Origin of the sequence: Klebsiella sp. JN_Kp121 (genome assembly GCF_040062145.1) — a bacterium.
Taxonomy (GTDB): Bacteria; Pseudomonadota; Gammaproteobacteria; order Enterobacterales; family Enterobacteriaceae; genus Klebsiella; species Klebsiella aerogenes.
Genome location: NZ_JBEAHX010000026.1, coordinates 81,773 through 96,552, shown reverse-complemented (window position 1 = coordinate 96,552; position 14,780 = coordinate 81,773). Strand labels below are relative to the sequence as shown.

Below are 14,780 nucleotides of genomic sequence, written 5' to 3'. Positions count from 1 at the left end.
GAGCTCCCGATGGCTATCGCCGCAACCACCAATGAATCGACCAATAACGCGGTTCTTGATTCCGCCAGCAAAAGCAGCACCAGCCAGGATCTGCATAACAGCTTCCTGACGTTGCTGGTGGCGCAGTTGAAAAATCAGGACCCGACCAACCCGATGCAAAACAACGAGCTGACCTCGCAGCTGGCGCAGATTAATACCGTACAAGGCATCGAAAAACTCAACACCACCCTTGGCGCGATCTCCGGGCAGATCAACAGCAACCAGTCGCTGCAGGCCAGCGCGCTGATCGGCCACGGCGTGATGGTACCGGGTAATAACATTCTGGTCGGCAGCAAAGAAGGCCAGGTCAGCACCACGCCGTTTGGCGTCGAACTGGAGCGCGCCGCCGACCAGGTGACGGCAACCATCACCAACGCCAACGGCCAGGTGGTGCGGACCATTGAGATTGGCGGCCTCACCGCCGGGGTGCACGCCTTCACCTGGGACGGCTCGCTGGATGATGGTACCGCCGCGCCGGACGGCGCCTATAAAGTGGCGATTAACGCCAAGGGCAACGGCGAGCAGCTGGTGGCGCGTAGCCTGCACTTCGGCATGGTTAACGGCGTGATTAACGACAGCAACGGCGCGAAGCTGGATCTCGGCCTTGCCGGTAACGCCAGTCTCGAAGAAGTGCGGCAGATCCTGTAATTCGCACCTGATTTTATCGATATCCTCAATATTTGGAGAGTAACATGGCCTTTTCTCAGGCAGTCAGCGGCTTAAATGCGGCGGCCACCAATCTCGACGTGATTGGCAACAATATCGCTAACTCCGCGACCGCGGGTTTTAAATCCGGCAGCGTGTCGTTCGCCGATATGTTCGCCGGTTCGCAGGTCGGGCTGGGGGTTAAAGTTTCCGGGATCACCCAGAACTTTAAAGGCGGCACCACTACCGGCACCAGCCGCGCGCTGGATGTGGCGATTAACGGCAACGGCTTCTTCCGCATGCAGGATAAAGACGGCGGCATTTTCTATACCCGCAACGGCCAGTTTAAGCTGGACGAAAACCGCAATCTGACCAATATGCAGGGGCTGCAGCTGACCGGCTATCCGGCCGCCGGCACGCCGCCGACCATTCAACAGGGCGCCAACCCGGTACCGCTGAGCATTCCGGAAGGGATGATGAACGCCAAAGCGTCGACTTCCGGCGAAATGGTCGCCAATCTGAAGTCGACGCATAAAGTGCCGGAGAACAAGACCTTCGACCCGGCGAAGCAGGACAGCTATAACTACGTCAACACCATCACCGCCTACGATTCGCTGGGTAACGCCCACAACATCAACGCCTATTTCGTGAAAACCGACGATAACAAATGGCAGGTCTATACCCAGGACGGCAGCGCGGCTGCGGTCAGCGCTGGCACCATGGAGTTCAATACCAGCGGCAACCTGGTCAGCGTTAACGGCCAGGCGGGCGAGTTCAGTATGACCATTCCAATGAGCGCGAAAGACGGCGCCCCGGCGCAGAACTTCACGCTCAGCTTCGCCGGTAGTATGCAGCAGAACGTCGGTAGCGATTCGGTGAGTAAAGTGGCGCAGGATGGTTATGCCGCCGGTGAATACACCAACTTCCAGATTAACGATGACGGTACCGTCGTTGGTATCTACTCCAACCAGCAGACCCAGGTCCTGGGGCAGATTGTGATGGCCAACTTCTCCAACCCGGAAGGGCTGGCGTCACAGGGCGATAACGTCTGGCAGGAGACCGGCGCCTCGGGCCAGCCACGGGTGGGACTCTCCGGCGGCGGCGGTTTTGGCAAGCTGACCAGCGGCGCGCTGGAGTCTTCCAACGTCGACCTGAGCCAGGAGCTGGTGAACATGATTGTCGCCCAGCGTAACTATCAGTCCAACGCCCAGACCATCAAGACGCAGGATTCGATCCTGCAGACGCTGGTCAGCCTGCGCTAACGGAACTGAGTTATGGATCACGCGATTTATACCGCGATGGGCGCCGCGCGCCAGACGCTGGAGCAACAGTCGATTACCGCCAACAATCTCGCCAACGCCTCGACGCCGGGCTTTCGCGCCCAGCTCGCCGCGCTGCGCGCGGTGCCGGTTGACGGGCCGAGCCTCGACACCCGCACGCTGGTGGCGGCCTCGACGCCGGGCGCCGATATGAGCCAGGGGGCGCTGAACTACACCGGGCGCCCGCTGGACGTGGCGCTGCAGCAGGACGGTTTTCTGGCGCTCAGCCTGCCGGGCGGCGGCGAAGCCTATACCCGCAACGGCAGCATTCAGGTTTCGGCTAACGGTCAGTTGACGGTGCAGGGAATGCCGCTGCAGGGCGACGGCGGGCCGATTGAGGTACCGCCATCGGCGGAAATCACTATCGCGGCCGACGGCACCATTTCGGCGCTGAACCCCGGTGACCCACCGAACACCATCGCGCAGATTGGCCGCCTGAAGCTGGTGAAAGCCGATGCGCGCGAAGTGATGCGCGGCGATGACGGCCTGTTCCGCCTGACCCCGGAAACCCAGCAGCGCCGCGGCAATCTGTTGGCCAACGACCCGCAGGTGCGGGTCATGCCGGGCGTGCTGGAGGGCAGTAACGTCAAGCCGATGGAAACCATGGTCGATATGATTGCCAACGCCCGTCGCTTTGAAATGCAAATGAAGGTCATCCACAGCGTGGATGAGAACGAACAGCGGGCGAACTCTCTGCTGTCAGTCAGCTGATAGCCAGTCGGCCCGTGGCCAAAGGAAATAACCAATGATTCCCTCTTTATGGATTGCGAAAACCGGTCTTGATGCGCAGCAGACCAATATGGACGTGATCGCCAACAACCTGGCGAACGTCAGCACCAACGGTTTTAAACGCCAGCGCGCGGTGTTTGAAGATCTGCTGTATCAGACCATGCGCCAGCCGGGGGCGCAGTCCTCCGAGCAGACCACGCTGCCTTCCGGCCTGCAGATCGGTACCGGCGTGCGCCCGGTCGCCACCGAGCGTCTGCATAGCCAGGGCAACCTGTCGCAGACCAACAACAGCAAAGACGTGGCGATTAAAGGCCAGGGCTTCTTCCAGGTGCTGCTGCCGGACGGCAGCCAGGCTTACACCCGCGACGGCTCGTTCCAGATCGATCAGAACGGCCAACTGGTGACCGCCAGCGGCTTCCAGGTGCAGCCGGCAATCACTATTCCGGCCAACGCGTTGACCATTACCATCGCCCGCGATGGCATCGTGAGCGTCACCCAGCAGGGTCAGACCGCCGCCCAGCAGGTCGGGCAACTGACGTTAACCACCTTTATTAACGACAGCGGCCTCGAAAGCGTGGGTGAGAACCTGTACCAGGAAACTGAAAGCTCCGGCGCGCCGAATGAGAGCACGCCGGGCCTGAACGGCGCCGGTATGCTCTACCAGGGTTATGTCGAGACCTCTAACGTCAACGTGGCGGAAGAGCTCGTTAATATGATCCAGACCCAGCGCGCCTATGAGATCAACAGCAAAGCGGTTTCGACGTCGGATCAGATGCTGCAGAAACTGACCCAGCTGTAATGTTTGATGACGGGCGTCGCCTGCCGCGCCCGTCGCTTTTTTGGTGTAACAAAGGCGATACCCCGTGGTAACCACACATTCGATGGCCACCCTGCCGCGCCAGGGACAACGCTTGCTGGCGGGCATGGTGATGCTGACGCTGAGCGGCTGCGCGTACATTCCGCATAAACCGTTGGTCGATGGCTCGACCTCGGCGCAGCCCGCGCCGCCGACCGCGCCGGTACCGAACGGCTCAATTTTTCAGGCCGCGCAGCCGATGAACTACGGCTATCAGCCGCTGTTTGAAGACCGCCGCCCGCGCAATGTTGGCGACACGTTGACTATTGTGCTGCAGGAAAACGTCAGCGCCAGCAAGAGTTCTTCCGCCAATGCCAGCCGTAACGGTTCCAGCAAGTTTGGCGTCGCCACCGCGCCGCGCTACTTAGACGGCCTGCTGGGCAACGCCCGCGCCGATATGGATATTTCCGGCGATAACAGTTTCGGCGGTAAAGGCGGGGCGAACGCCAATAACACCTTCAACGGCACCATTACCGTCACCGTTAATCAGGTGTTGAGCAACGGCAACCTGCACGTGGTGGGGGAAAAACAGATCGCCATTAACCAGGGCACCGAGTTCATCCGCTTCTCCGGGGTAGTTAACCCGCGCACCATCAGCGGTAGCAACTCGGTTACCTCAACGCAGGTGGCGGACGCGCGCATCGAGTATGTCGGCAACGGCTACATCAATGAAGCGCAGACGATGGGCTGGCTGCAGCGGTTCTTCCTCAACGTCTCCCCGTACTAATGAGCGGGCCATTTGCGCTGTTACTGAAAAGAGATTCACATGGTTAAAAAACTCATCATTGCGCTATTAATCGGCGCGGCCAGCTTACCGGCGACGGCGGAGCGTATTCGCGATCTGGTGACGGTACAGGGCGTGCGAGATAACGCCTTAATCGGCTACGGCCTGGTGGTGGGGCTCGACGGCTCCGGCGACCAGACCATGCAAACGCCGTTTACCACCCAAAGCCTGAGCAACATGCTATCGCAGCTCGGCATTACCGTGCCGCCGGGCACCAACATGCAGCTTAAGAACGTCGCCGCGGTGATGGTCACGGCGAAGCTGCCGCCTTTCGCGCGCGCGGGGCAGAATATCGATGTGGTGGTCTCATCAATGGGCAACGCCAAAAGCCTGCGCGGCGGGACCTTGCTGATGACACCGCTCAAAGGGGTGGATAACCAGGTTTATGCGCTGGCGCAGGGCAACGTGCTGGTGGGCGGCGCCGGCGCGGCGGCGGGCGGCAGCAGCGTACAGGTCAATCAGTTGGCCGGCGGACGCATCAGCAACGGCGCCACCATCGAGCGCGAACTGCCGACCACGTTCGGCAGCGGCGGGGTGCTCAACCTGCAGCTCAATGATGAAGATTTCACCCTCGCGCAGCAGATTAGCGATGCGATTAACCGCCAGCGCGGCGGCGGCACCGCATCGCCGCTCGATGCGCGCACCATTCAGGTACTGGTGCCGCAGGGCAATAGCTCGCAGGTGCGTTTCCTTGCCGAGATCCAGAATATCAACGTTAACGTTGGCGCCATGGACGCCAAAGTGATCATCAACTCGCGTACCGGTTCGGTGGTGATGAATCGCGAGGTGATCCTTGATTCCTGCGCGGTGGCTCAGGGCAACCTGTCGGTGGTGGTCGACAGACAAACCAGCGTCAGCCAGCCGACGACGCCGTTTGGCGGCGGTCAGACGGTGGTGACGCCGAATACCCAGATTTCAATGCAGCAGCAGGGCGGTTCACTGCAGAAAATCAACGCCAGCGCCAACCTCAACAATGTGGTGCGCGCGCTGAACGCGCTGGGAGCGACGCCAATCGACCTGATGTCGATTCTGCAAGCCATGCAAAGCGCCGGCTGCCTGCGCGCCAAACTGGAAATTATCTAATGGCCAGCGATGTTATGGCGATGTCGGGCGCCGCCTATGACGCCCAGGCGCTGAACGGCCTGAAGCGCGATGCCGCCGCCGATCCGCAGGGCAACCTCAAGCAGGTGGCGCAGCAGGTCGAAGGCATGTTTGTACAGATGATGCTAAAGAGCATGCGCGCCGCGCTACCGCAGGATGGCGTACTCAGCAGCGACCAGACCCGGCTCTACACCTCGATGTACGATCAGCAGATTGCTCAGCAGATGTCGCAAAAGGGATTAGGGCTGGCCGACATGATGGTCAAGCAGATGACCAACGCCAACGCGGTCCCCAGCGAAACGGCGGGCACCGCGCCGATAGCGCTGGATAATGAGGTGCTGCAGACGCTGCCGAATCAGGCGCTGGAGCAGATGATCCGCCGGGCGGTGCCGAAAGCGCCGCCGGCCGCCGCGCCGCTATCGCTCAACAACGGCAATTTCGTTGCCCGTCTGTCAATGCCGGCGCGCGCCGCCAGCGAGCAGAGCGGGATCCCGCATCAGCTGATTGTCGCCCAGGCGGCGCTGGAATCCGGCTGGGGGCAGCGCGAAATCCCGACCGCCGACGGCTCGCCGAGCTACAACCTGTTTGGTATTAAAGCCGGGGGCAACTGGAAGGGGCCGGTTACCGAGATCACCACCACTGAATTTGAACAGGGGGTGGCGAAGAAGGTGAAGGCCAAATTCCGCGTCTACGATTCCTACTTCTCGGCGATTGCTGATTACGTCAAGCTGCTGACCAACAACCCGCGCTATGCCTCGGTTGCCGAAGCCTCCACTCCGGAGCAGGCGGCGCACGAGCTGCAGCGCGCAGGTTACGCCACCGACCCGCAGTACGCCAGCAAGCTGGTCAGCGTGATTCAGCAGATGAAGCACGCCGGGGCGCAGGCGGTGAAAGCCTATGCCGCGGATATTAACGATCTGTTCTAGGTTCGGAGGTCGCGCCTTCTCCGGGCTACCAAATCGCACAGCGCGTAGGCCGGATAAGCGTAGCGCCATCCGGCATAAAAGCGGCTGCGGAATTTTGCAGGCAGATTTACTCAAGTTTTTACTTCTCCGGCCGATAACAAGGGCAAGCTGAGCGAATTGACTTGGCAGCATAAGGAACCCTGATGTCCAATAGCTTAATCAATACGGCGATGAGCGGACTGAATGCGGCGCAGGTGGCGCTCAGTACCGTCAGCAACAATATCTCTAACTACAACGTAGCGGGTTATAACCGGCAGACGGCGATTCTGGCCCAAAACGGCGGCCTGGCCACTATGAACGGTTTTATCGGTAACGGCGTGACCGTGACCAGCGTGAACCGCGAATATAACCAGTTCATCACCAACCAGCTGCGCGGCGCGCAGAGCGCGGCCGGTTCGCAGAACGCCTACTACGAAAAGATTTCGCAGATCGATAATCTGCTGGCCAGCAAAACTAATACCCTGTCGGGCAGCCTGCAGGATTTTTTCACCAATTTGCAGAACCTGGTGAGCAACGCCGGCGACGACGCGGCGCGCCAGACGGTGCTGGGCAAGGCTAACGGCCTGGTCAACCAGTTTAATAATACCGATAAATATCTGCGCGACATGGATAGCGGCGTTAATCAGCAGATTAATGACACTGCCCAGCAGATTAACAGCTATAGCCAGCAGATTGCCCGTCTTAACGATGAGATTACCCGTCTGCGCGGCAGCGCCAGCGGCGAACCGAACGCGCTGCTCGATCAGCGCGATCAGCTGGTCAGCGAACTCAACCAACTGGTGGGCGTTCAGGTAACCCAGCAGGACGGCGACGCCTATACCGTCTCCTTCGCCAACGGCCTGACCCTGGTGCAGGGCAACAACAGCTATCAGGTGGAAGCGATCCCTTCCAGCAGCGACCCTTCGCGCCTGACTCTCGGCTATAACCGCGGCAGCGGCGCCAGCGAAGTGCCGGAAGGGCAGATCACCAGCGGCAGCCTGAGCGGCGTGCTGCGTTTTCGCAGCGAGACGCTGGACGGCGTGCGCAATCAGCTCGGCCAACTGGCGCTGGCGATGGCCGATAGCTTTAACCAGCAACACCGCGAGGGCTTCGATCTCAACGGTGAGCAGGGGGGCGATTTCTTCAGCTTCAGCGGCGCGCGGGTGGTTGATAACACGCGCAATACCGGCGATGCCTCGCTGTCGGTGTCGTATACCGATACCAGCAAGGTAAAAGCCAACGATTACCGCGTAGAGTATGACGGCGCCAACTGGCAGGTCAGCCGTCTGCCGGACAACGTCAAAGTCAACGCCACCGCCGGTAAAGATGCAGACGGTAACCCGACGCTGAGTTTTGATGGTCTCGAAGTCAGTATTGATGGCAACCCGCAGCAGAAAGATAGCTTTACGGTGAAGCCGGTCAGCGACGTGGCGGGCAACCTGAAAGTGGCGATTACCGATTCAGCGAAAATCGCCGCCGCCGGTAAAGATGACAGCGGCCGCGGCGATAACGATAACGCTAAAAAACTGCTCGATCTGCAGACCAAAAACCTGGTGGATGGCAAAGCGACGCTCAGCGGCGCCTACGCCGGGATCGTCAGCGGCGTGGGCAACCAGACCGCCGCCGCGAAGGTGAGCAGCGAATCGCAGTCCAGTATCGTCACCCAACTGGCCCGTCAACAGCAGTCGCTCTCCGGGGTAAACCTCGACGAAGAGTATGGCGAGCTCCTGCGTTTCCAGCAGTACTACATGGCGAACGCCCAGGTGATCCAGACCGCCAGCTCGCTGTTCGACGCGCTGCTGAATATTCGTTGATTGTATTGAGGAACTGACAGCATGCGCATGAGCACCAGCATGATGTACCAACAGAACATGACCGGCATCACCGGCAATCAGTCGCTGTTTATGAAGGCCGCCGAGCAGCTTTCAACCGGCAAGAAGGTGATTAATCCCTCCGACGATCCGCTGGCGGCATCGCGGGCGGTGATGCTGTCGCAATCGCAGGCCGAGAACAATCAGTACACCCTGGCGCGCACTTTCGCCCGCCAGAGCGTATCGATGGAAGAGACCGTGCTTTCCGGAGCCACCTCGACGATTTCTGATATCAAGGCGCTGATCGTTAATGCCGGCGGCACCGAGAGCGATAACGACCGCGATTCGCTGGCGACCCAGCTACAGGGGCTGAAGGATCAACTGCTCAACCAGGCCAACAGTACCGATGGCAACGGACGCTACCTGTTTGGCGGCTATGAGAATGATAAGCCGCCGTTTGTCGATACTAACGGCAAGATTAGCTATCAGGGCGGCAATAAAACCGTGGAACAGAAGGTTGACGCCAACCGTACGATGACCATCGGCCATACCGGTAATTCGGTATTTATGGCGCTGACCAGCAATCCGAAGCCGGAGCCGGACGGCAGCGCGCCGGTCGCCGATGTGTTCGCCAGTATCGATATTGCGCTGGAGGCGTTGAAAACGCCGCTGCAGGGGGCCGATGACGCCACCAAACAGCAGGTGAACGATGCGCTGGCGAAGGCCAACCGCGGCCTCGATAACTCCTACAACAAGGTATTGAGCGTGCGCGCCGAGCTGGGTAACCAGCTGCAGGAAATGGATCAGCTCGATAGCATCGGTAAAGAGCGTGATATGACCAACCAGCTGCAGATGAGCGCCCTGACCGATGCCGACCTGGCGCAATCCATCTCTTCTTATTTTATGCAGCAGGCGGCGCTGCAGGCATCTTATAAAACCTTCAGCGATATGCAGGGCATGTCGCTGTTTCAGATGAATCGCTAATCACGAATAACCACTTTTTCATTTAGCACCTTGGCACCACATCCCGTTCTCTCTGTGTACGCGGGGTGAGGTGCCCTTTTTTTATCAGGCGGAAGTGGGGGGCTCTCAGCGACAAATTCACCACATCATAGCGTGTAAACTCAAACCGGATCCCAACCCTCACACCATATCCTCTCAAGGAGAATTCCGGATGTTTACTCATATGCGTATCGCCAAACCCGTCACCGATCTTGCAAGGTCCTGTTTGATGTATTGTCAGGGATTGGGCTTACACAAAATTGCTGAATTCAACGATCACGATGGTTTTAATGGAATAATGTTAGGGCGAGAGGAATTGAGCTGGCATATAGAATTCACCTGGTGCCAGTATCATCCAGTACAACCCTTGCAGACGGAGGAGGATCTACTCGTGCTGTATTATCCGGATAAGAAGGCGTGGTCAGATGCTTGCGCCAGAATGCGCGAAGCAGGTTTCAGCATGACGAGTTCTTTTAACCCTTATTGGGATATCAATGGCCAAACGTTCGTTGATCCAGATGGCTATAGGGTGGTGCTCCAGAATAAGGCGTGGGGATAAAGACTTGCGCCTCAATTTCATGGTACTGCCTTCGCAGACCATGGCTGTCTGGGCTGTATCTGGCGGCGAGCGCTTACAAAGTTATGGCGATGTCAGCTGATCTTTAATCTCATCAAACAGGGCAATTAAATGATCGGCCACCACTCTGACGCGCCGCGAATGGGCTAAATCGGAATGCATCACCAGCCATAGGGTTTGGTCGACGCCGATATCCGCATTCACGCACTGCAGGCCATTTTTCCGCGCCATAAAGTGTGGCAACACGCCCAACCCCAGGCCGGCTGAGACCGCCGACAGCTGCGCCAGCAGCGTGTTGGCTTCCACCCGGCACGGCCTGCCGCGAAGCGTCCGAGTTATCCAGCGCGCGGCGGGCAGATGCTGGTGTGATTCTGGCCAGCCAATGTACTGAGCATGGTTGAACGCGACGTCAGTAGAGCCTGCTAGTCCGGTATCGGCGCTGTACAGACCAAACCCCACCTTCCCGAGACGCTTCAGCGTCAGGTTGCCGCTTTCCGGTTTGACCATTCGAATGGCTAAATCGGCATCCCGTCGATGCAGGTTGACGGATTGCACGCCGCTGAGCACCTCGACCCGCAGGTCGGGATATTTTTCCATCAAGCCGTTGAGTGAAGGCAGAATAAAATGCGCCGCCAGGTTGTCCGAGGTAGCCAGCCGGACCAGTCCGGCCACGTTCCCCTGCAGCCTCGCCGTCTCGCCAAAAGCGAGCCCTGCATGCTCAAGCGCCTCTGCTCGCGCCAGCAGCGCCTCGCCATCATCCGTTAGCCGGTAGCCGCTTTGATGCCGGCTGAAAAGGGGGACGGCCAATGATTTTTCCAGCCGGTCGAGTCTTCGTGACAGGGTTGCGATGCCCATATCCATAGTTTCTGCCGCGCCGCTTAGCGTACCTGAGCGGGCCACAGCCAGAAAAATCCGCGTATCATCCCAGTTAAAATCTGCTTTCATTATTTTCCATTTTTGGAAAACGGCTCTCCGTTTTCATGTCTGTTTTATCACTTCTCCTGGAATGATACTGCACTTCACCTCAAGAGAAGGCAATAAGCAACGACGCGGAACTTCAACCGTATCAGGCAAGCCAACTCTTTTTTAGCCATTTACTCAGGGATACAGAAGACATGAACGACCTCGTTTTACAGGCCAATCCGACGCCAGTGCGCGCATGGCTCGCCGTAGCTGCGCTGGGAGTCAGCGCATTTTCGATTGTGACCAGCGAACTGGCGCCGGTCGGTATGCTCAGCGCGCTGGCGAACGATTTGCATCAGTCGCAGGCGGGAGCGGGTCTTGCCGTCACCGCTTATGGCTGGGTGGCCGCGCTGGCCGCTTTACTGGCCGGCGCGATCCCCGCCCGGATTTCACGGAAGGCGCTATTGATTGTATTGATGTTAATCCTCGCATTTTCTTGTCTGGCGGCGACGCAGTCGCACACCATGCAGACGTTTATGACGGCGCGGATGACAGGGGCGCTGGCGCATGGCGCATTCTGGGCGCTAATAGGCACCGTGGCGGTACAACTGGTACCGGTTGATAAACTGGGGCTGGCCACCTCGGTGATTTTCGCCGGTGTTTCGGCGGCCAGCGTGCTGGGCGTGCCGCTATCGAGCTTTATTGCCGACATGGTCGGCTGGCGACAGGCATTCAGTGCGATTTCACTGCTCTCATTAGCCACCGCCGTGGCTTTGCTCTGGACGCTTCCCACGCTGGCGGCTCCGCAGCCGTTGAGGCTGAAGGTTTACATTGGGATAGTTAAAAATCCGCTACTGCTTTCATTGTTCGGCGCTACAGCTTGCATTATTTCCGCGCATTTTGCTGCCTTCACCTATCTTGAGCCGTTGCTAACGCAAACCCGTGGTATACCGACATCAACGATTTCCGCGCTGTTATTGATGTCAGGACTTTCCGGGCTGCTGGGAAATCTCATCGCCGGCAAACTCATCGATCGACATATCCGAGTGCTGATTATGACATCACTGCTGCTCAGCTCAGGCGCGCTGGGGATGCTGAGTATCAGGGGTGGGTCAGCACTTCCTGTTTGGTTCGTCGCGGTATTGCTCGGCGTATGGGGCGCGGGCATGGCTATCGTGTTCGTTGGTTTGCAAACCTGGCTGTTGCGTAGCGCAGGGGAGGCGACGCAGCCGGCATCCGCGATCTACGTCGCCATTTTCAATGCCGCCATCGGTACTGGCGCGCTTGTCGGCGGCCTGGTATCGGCAAAGCTTGGCCTTTCGTCACTGCCGTTACTGGCGGCGGTGGCGATGATCTGCGGTATGGCGCTGGTCTGGAAGCTGAAAAGCCCCAGGGCGATATAACGCTTTACTCATCGAATAGTCATCCGTAAATGGACAGAGTGAATGGGTCTGGCAGACGTAAGGTTTGCCAGATACCTGGCTGCGATGAGTGGCATAACATTATAACTTATTGAAATTAAATTGTTTTTGTTTTTTCTCAACGTTCTCCGTCTTTAGCGACTTTAAAACATCTGTGATTCACCTCTTATTTACATCATTTAAACCAATCGTTAACTGGATAAAAACACGCCAGCCTCGTTATAGTAGTTTTGTAAAATAAAACACGGTTGTACGTAGTACAACAATTGCGAGGTGTTCATGGAGATCGTTACCGCACCGCATCTTGCGGTCAGAAACGAGTGGCTTGCGTTACATCGTGAGCCGCCACTACAACCCGAGCTGCCCATTATTGATGCGCATCATCATCTCTGGGATCGGCAAACCGGACGCTATCTCACCCATGAGTTCAGCGACGATATCCAGACCTCAGGGCATCGCGTTTTCTCCTCGGTCTACGTGCAATGCCGCTCTATGCTGCGTCGCCACGGGCCGGAAACGTTGAAACCGCTTGGTGAAATTGAGTTTGCCAGCGGGATAGCCGCGATGTTCGCCAGCGGACATTATGCAAACGCTCTTGGATGTGAAGCCATCATCGGCGGCCTGAGCTTGCTGGCGGGCGATGCGATGCAGCCTGCCATCGAGAGTGCGCTGGCTTTATCAGGCGGGCGGTTGCGCGGAATGCGTAATCCACTGGCCTGGCATCCGGATCCGCGGGTCACGTCCAGCCCGGTTACACCACCGGCAGGACTGGCCCTGAGCGAACCGTTCCGCCGGGGCGCTGCCTGCCTCGCACAAAATGGATTGTCGCTTGATGTGTGGGTTTATCACACGCAACTGGATGAAATTGCCGAGCTGGCGCGGCAAATACCAACGCTACAGATTGTGCTCGATCACTGCGGCGGGCCTGTCGGCGTAGGGCCTTATTCAGAAAGAGATCCTGACATGTTTCAGCAGTGGCGAAGCAGTATGCGACATCTGGCGGAACTGCCGAACGTATGCGTAAAAATTAGCGGATTTGGTATGACGGTCAGGGGATTTCCCTTCGCAGCGGCAGAAACGCCGCCGGATTCGCAAATGCTGGCACAGGCATGGCAACCGTGGTTTGAGACCATCATTGCTCTTTTCGGTGCGGAACGCTGCATGTTTGCGAGTAACTTTCCGGTCGACAAAGGCATGTTCAGCTACGGCGTCTTCTGGAACGCCTGCAAACGCCTGGCGCAACAGGCTTCCCCTGATGAACAGGCGCAGTTGTTCTGGCGCACTGCCGCAACCTGCTACCGGATAACTTCTGTGGAGAATATCAATGACCAGTAAAAGCGAGCTCAAGCAGTTTACTGCGACTAAAGCGACGCCTGACGCTTTGCCTCAGCACGTGGCTGAGAAACGAACGCTGGCGCTTGGCGGCCTTGGCTGGGCATTTGAAAGCTACGACTCATTTCTACTCTCATTATTATTGCCGGTATTAGGAGTGGTGTTTGGCGTGAATAAAAGCGAACTTGGACTGTTTATCAGCGTCACGGCCGGTGGACAGATCATCGGCGGGATCCTGTTTGGTTTTATCGCCGATAAAATTGGTCGGGTAAAAACGGCCATGACCTGTATCGCCATCTATTCACTCTTTTCCGGACTGTTAGCCTTTACGCACGATCAACAGCATTTCGCACTTTTGCGTTTTTGCGGTGCGCTGGGTATGGGCGGAATGTGGACGTCAGGTGCGGCGCTGATTGCTGAAACCTGGCGGCCAGAGCGGCGCGCGCGCGGCGGCGCTTTGATGCAAATGGGCTTACCCGTTGGCGCTATTCTGGCTATCAGCCTGACGGCAATCGTGAGCTCGGTTAACGGCGGCCTGGAGCAGGGCGCATGGCGCTATCTGTTTATGATCGGCGCGCTGCCGGTATTCATTATGAGCGTGGTGGCCTGGTTCACGCCGGAATCACAGGTTTGGCTTGCACGACAGCAGGGGAAAGCTAAGCGCACTCAACCTGCCTCGAAGCTGGGCAAACACAATCTGAAAGGCCTACTGCTGGCTTTCGTCTTTATCTTCTTTATTCAGTATCTATTCTGGGGGGTATTTACCTGGACACCCACCTATCTACGAGAAGTAAAACATCTGGATTTTCTACATAGCCTGAAATTTGTGCTCGCGCTGCAGGTCGGGGCGATCGCAGGTTTTCTGGTCTTTTCAGTACTGGCGGATAAATGGGGACGCCGTCCGATGTTCCTGATTTATCTGTTAACGGGCGCCATTGCCGTCGCGCTTTACCTTGTGACCACTCAACCCTTCATTCTGATGCTGGCGATTTTCATGGCTGGTTTTGGTGTTAACGGGATTTTTGCCGGATCTGGACCATTCCTTGCAGAAATCATCGGAGACACGTCATCGCGTGGCTTCCTGATGGGGCTCGCCTACAACGGAGGCCGGCTGGGCGGATTTATCGCGCCCCTGCTCATCGGCGCTGTGGCCAGCGCCGGCGGTTTCACTGCGGGACTGGCGACTACCGTGGTCGCCTTCCTGGCGGCAATGGTGGTGGTGTGGCTGGCGCCAGAAACCAGAGGCGTCAAGCTGAAGTAAGGCATGATATCTCTACATCGTTTTCCTGATAAACATAATGAAACCCTGCGAGGAAA

General features: G+C 57.9%; 14 protein-coding genes. 13 read left to right on the top strand and 1 reads right to left on the bottom strand.

The window, feature by feature from the left end:
- Window positions 1-9: 9 nt before the first annotated feature.
- The 10 genes from flgD to ABLU86_RS18150 all read left to right on the top strand — a co-directional run bounded on the left by flgD (window position 10) and on the right by ABLU86_RS18150 (window position 9,789).
- Window positions 10-687, top strand: a complete 678-nt coding sequence (flgD, locus tag ABLU86_RS18195) for a flagellar hook assembly protein FlgD (RefSeq protein WP_015367328.1) — start codon at window positions 10-12, stop codon at window positions 685-687.
- Window positions 688-731: 44 nt separating this feature from the next.
- Entirely contained in the window at window positions 732-1,946 is a 1,215-nt protein-coding gene (gene flgE / locus ABLU86_RS18190; RefSeq protein WP_015367327.1) for a flagellar hook protein FlgE, read from the top strand.
- Window positions 1,947-1,958: 12 nt separating this feature from the next.
- On the top strand, window positions 1,959-2,714 hold the full coding sequence (locus ABLU86_RS18185; protein WP_348796262.1) for a flagellar basal body rod protein FlgF: 756 nt from the start codon (window positions 1,959-1,961) through the stop codon (window positions 2,712-2,714).
- A 34-nt stretch (window positions 2,715-2,748) separates the two neighbouring features.
- Window positions 2,749-3,531 (top strand): flagellar basal-body rod protein FlgG, encoded by a 783-nt coding sequence (gene flgG / locus ABLU86_RS18180; RefSeq protein WP_015367325.1) that lies wholly within the window; start codon window positions 2,749-2,751, stop codon window positions 3,529-3,531.
- Between the two features lie 82 nt (window positions 3,532-3,613).
- Window positions 3,614-4,315 carry a flagellar basal body L-ring protein FlgH gene (gene flgH / locus ABLU86_RS18175; RefSeq protein WP_015367324.1) on the top strand — a complete coding sequence of 234 codons (702 nt, stop codon included), beginning with the start codon at window positions 3,614-3,616 and terminating at the stop codon, window positions 4,313-4,315.
- 39 nt (window positions 4,316-4,354) lie between these two features.
- Entirely contained in the window at window positions 4,355-5,455 is a 1,101-nt protein-coding gene (locus ABLU86_RS18170; RefSeq protein ID WP_015367323.1) for a flagellar basal body P-ring protein FlgI, read from the top strand.
- Window positions 5,455-6,399, top strand: a complete 945-nt coding sequence (gene flgJ, locus ABLU86_RS18165) for a flagellar assembly peptidoglycan hydrolase FlgJ (RefSeq protein WP_101739316.1) — start codon at window positions 5,455-5,457, stop codon at window positions 6,397-6,399. The genes ABLU86_RS18170 and flgJ overlap by 1 nt, the downstream gene beginning before the upstream one ends.
- A 182-nt stretch (window positions 6,400-6,581) precedes the next feature.
- A complete protein-coding gene (gene flgK / locus ABLU86_RS18160; protein WP_015704937.1) occupies window positions 6,582-8,231 on the top strand; it encodes a flagellar hook-associated protein FlgK in 1,650 nt (549 codons plus the stop codon).
- Between the two features lie 21 nt (window positions 8,232-8,252).
- Window positions 8,253-9,212: a flagellar hook-associated protein FlgL gene (gene flgL, locus ABLU86_RS18155; RefSeq protein ID WP_020079219.1), complete on the top strand. Its 960-nt coding sequence runs from the start codon at window positions 8,253-8,255 to the stop codon at window positions 9,210-9,212.
- Between the two features lie 190 nt (window positions 9,213-9,402).
- Complete coding sequence (locus ABLU86_RS18150; protein WP_047080229.1) at window positions 9,403-9,789, top strand: VOC family protein; 387 nt, start codon at window positions 9,403-9,405, stop codon at window positions 9,787-9,789.
- Between the two features lie 81 nt (window positions 9,790-9,870).
- Here ABLU86_RS18150 and ABLU86_RS18145 read toward each other — a convergent pair whose 3' ends face one another.
- The gene (locus ABLU86_RS18145) at window positions 9,871-10,752 is read right to left on the bottom strand and encodes a LysR family transcriptional regulator (RefSeq protein ID WP_045360141.1); all 882 of its coding nucleotides are present in this window, start codon (window positions 10,750-10,752) and stop codon (window positions 9,871-9,873) included.
- A 170-nt stretch (window positions 10,753-10,922) separates the two neighbouring features.
- On the opposite strand from ABLU86_RS18145, the gene ABLU86_RS18140 reads away from it, so the two are divergent.
- From ABLU86_RS18140 to ABLU86_RS18130, 3 genes are all read left to right on the top strand, one after another.
- Complete coding sequence (locus ABLU86_RS18140; RefSeq protein WP_348796261.1) at window positions 10,923-12,113, top strand: MFS transporter; 1,191 nt, start codon at window positions 10,923-10,925, stop codon at window positions 12,111-12,113.
- A 297-nt stretch (window positions 12,114-12,410) separates the two neighbouring features.
- Entirely contained in the window at window positions 12,411-13,466 is a 1,056-nt protein-coding gene (locus ABLU86_RS18135; protein WP_020079213.1) for an amidohydrolase family protein, read from the top strand.
- On the top strand, window positions 13,456-14,724 hold the full coding sequence (locus tag ABLU86_RS18130) for an MFS transporter (protein ID WP_015704942.1): 1,269 nt from the start codon (window positions 13,456-13,458) through the stop codon (window positions 14,722-14,724). Before ABLU86_RS18135 ends, ABLU86_RS18130 begins: the two co-directional genes overlap by 11 nt.
- The last annotated feature ends 56 nt before the right edge of the window (window positions 14,725-14,780 follow it).

Bases quoted from the DNA above. Each gene is read 5' to 3' on its own strand.
- flgD (WP_015367328.1), top strand. From the start codon at position 10: ATGGCTATCGCCGCAACCACCAATGAATCGACCAATAACGCGGTTCTT.
- flgE (WP_015367327.1), top strand. From the start codon at position 732: ATGGCCTTTTCTCAGGCAGTCAGCGGCTTAAATGCGGCGGCCACCAAT.
- ABLU86_RS18185 (WP_348796262.1), top strand. From the start codon at position 1,959: ATGGATCACGCGATTTATACCGCGATGGGCGCCGCGCGCCAGACGCTG.
- flgG (WP_015367325.1), top strand. From the start codon at position 2,749: ATGATTCCCTCTTTATGGATTGCGAAAACCGGTCTTGATGCGCAGCAG.
- flgH (WP_015367324.1), top strand. From the start codon at position 3,614: ATGGCCACCCTGCCGCGCCAGGGACAACGCTTGCTGGCGGGCATGGTG.
- ABLU86_RS18170 (WP_015367323.1), top strand. From the start codon at position 4,355: ATGGTTAAAAAACTCATCATTGCGCTATTAATCGGCGCGGCCAGCTTA.
- flgJ (WP_101739316.1), top strand. From the start codon at position 5,455: ATGGCCAGCGATGTTATGGCGATGTCGGGCGCCGCCTATGACGCCCAG.
- flgK (WP_015704937.1), top strand. From the start codon at position 6,582: ATGTCCAATAGCTTAATCAATACGGCGATGAGCGGACTGAATGCGGCG.
- flgL (WP_020079219.1), top strand. From the start codon at position 8,253: ATGCGCATGAGCACCAGCATGATGTACCAACAGAACATGACCGGCATC.
- ABLU86_RS18150 (WP_047080229.1), top strand. From the start codon at position 9,403: ATGTTTACTCATATGCGTATCGCCAAACCCGTCACCGATCTTGCAAGG.
- ABLU86_RS18145 (WP_045360141.1), bottom strand. From the start codon at position 10,752: ATGAAAGCAGATTTTAACTGGGATGATACGCGGATTTTTCTGGCTGTG.
- ABLU86_RS18140 (WP_348796261.1), top strand. From the start codon at position 10,923: ATGAACGACCTCGTTTTACAGGCCAATCCGACGCCAGTGCGCGCATGG.
- ABLU86_RS18135 (WP_020079213.1), top strand. From the start codon at position 12,411: ATGGAGATCGTTACCGCACCGCATCTTGCGGTCAGAAACGAGTGGCTT.
- ABLU86_RS18130 (WP_015704942.1), top strand. From the start codon at position 13,456: ATGACCAGTAAAAGCGAGCTCAAGCAGTTTACTGCGACTAAAGCGACG.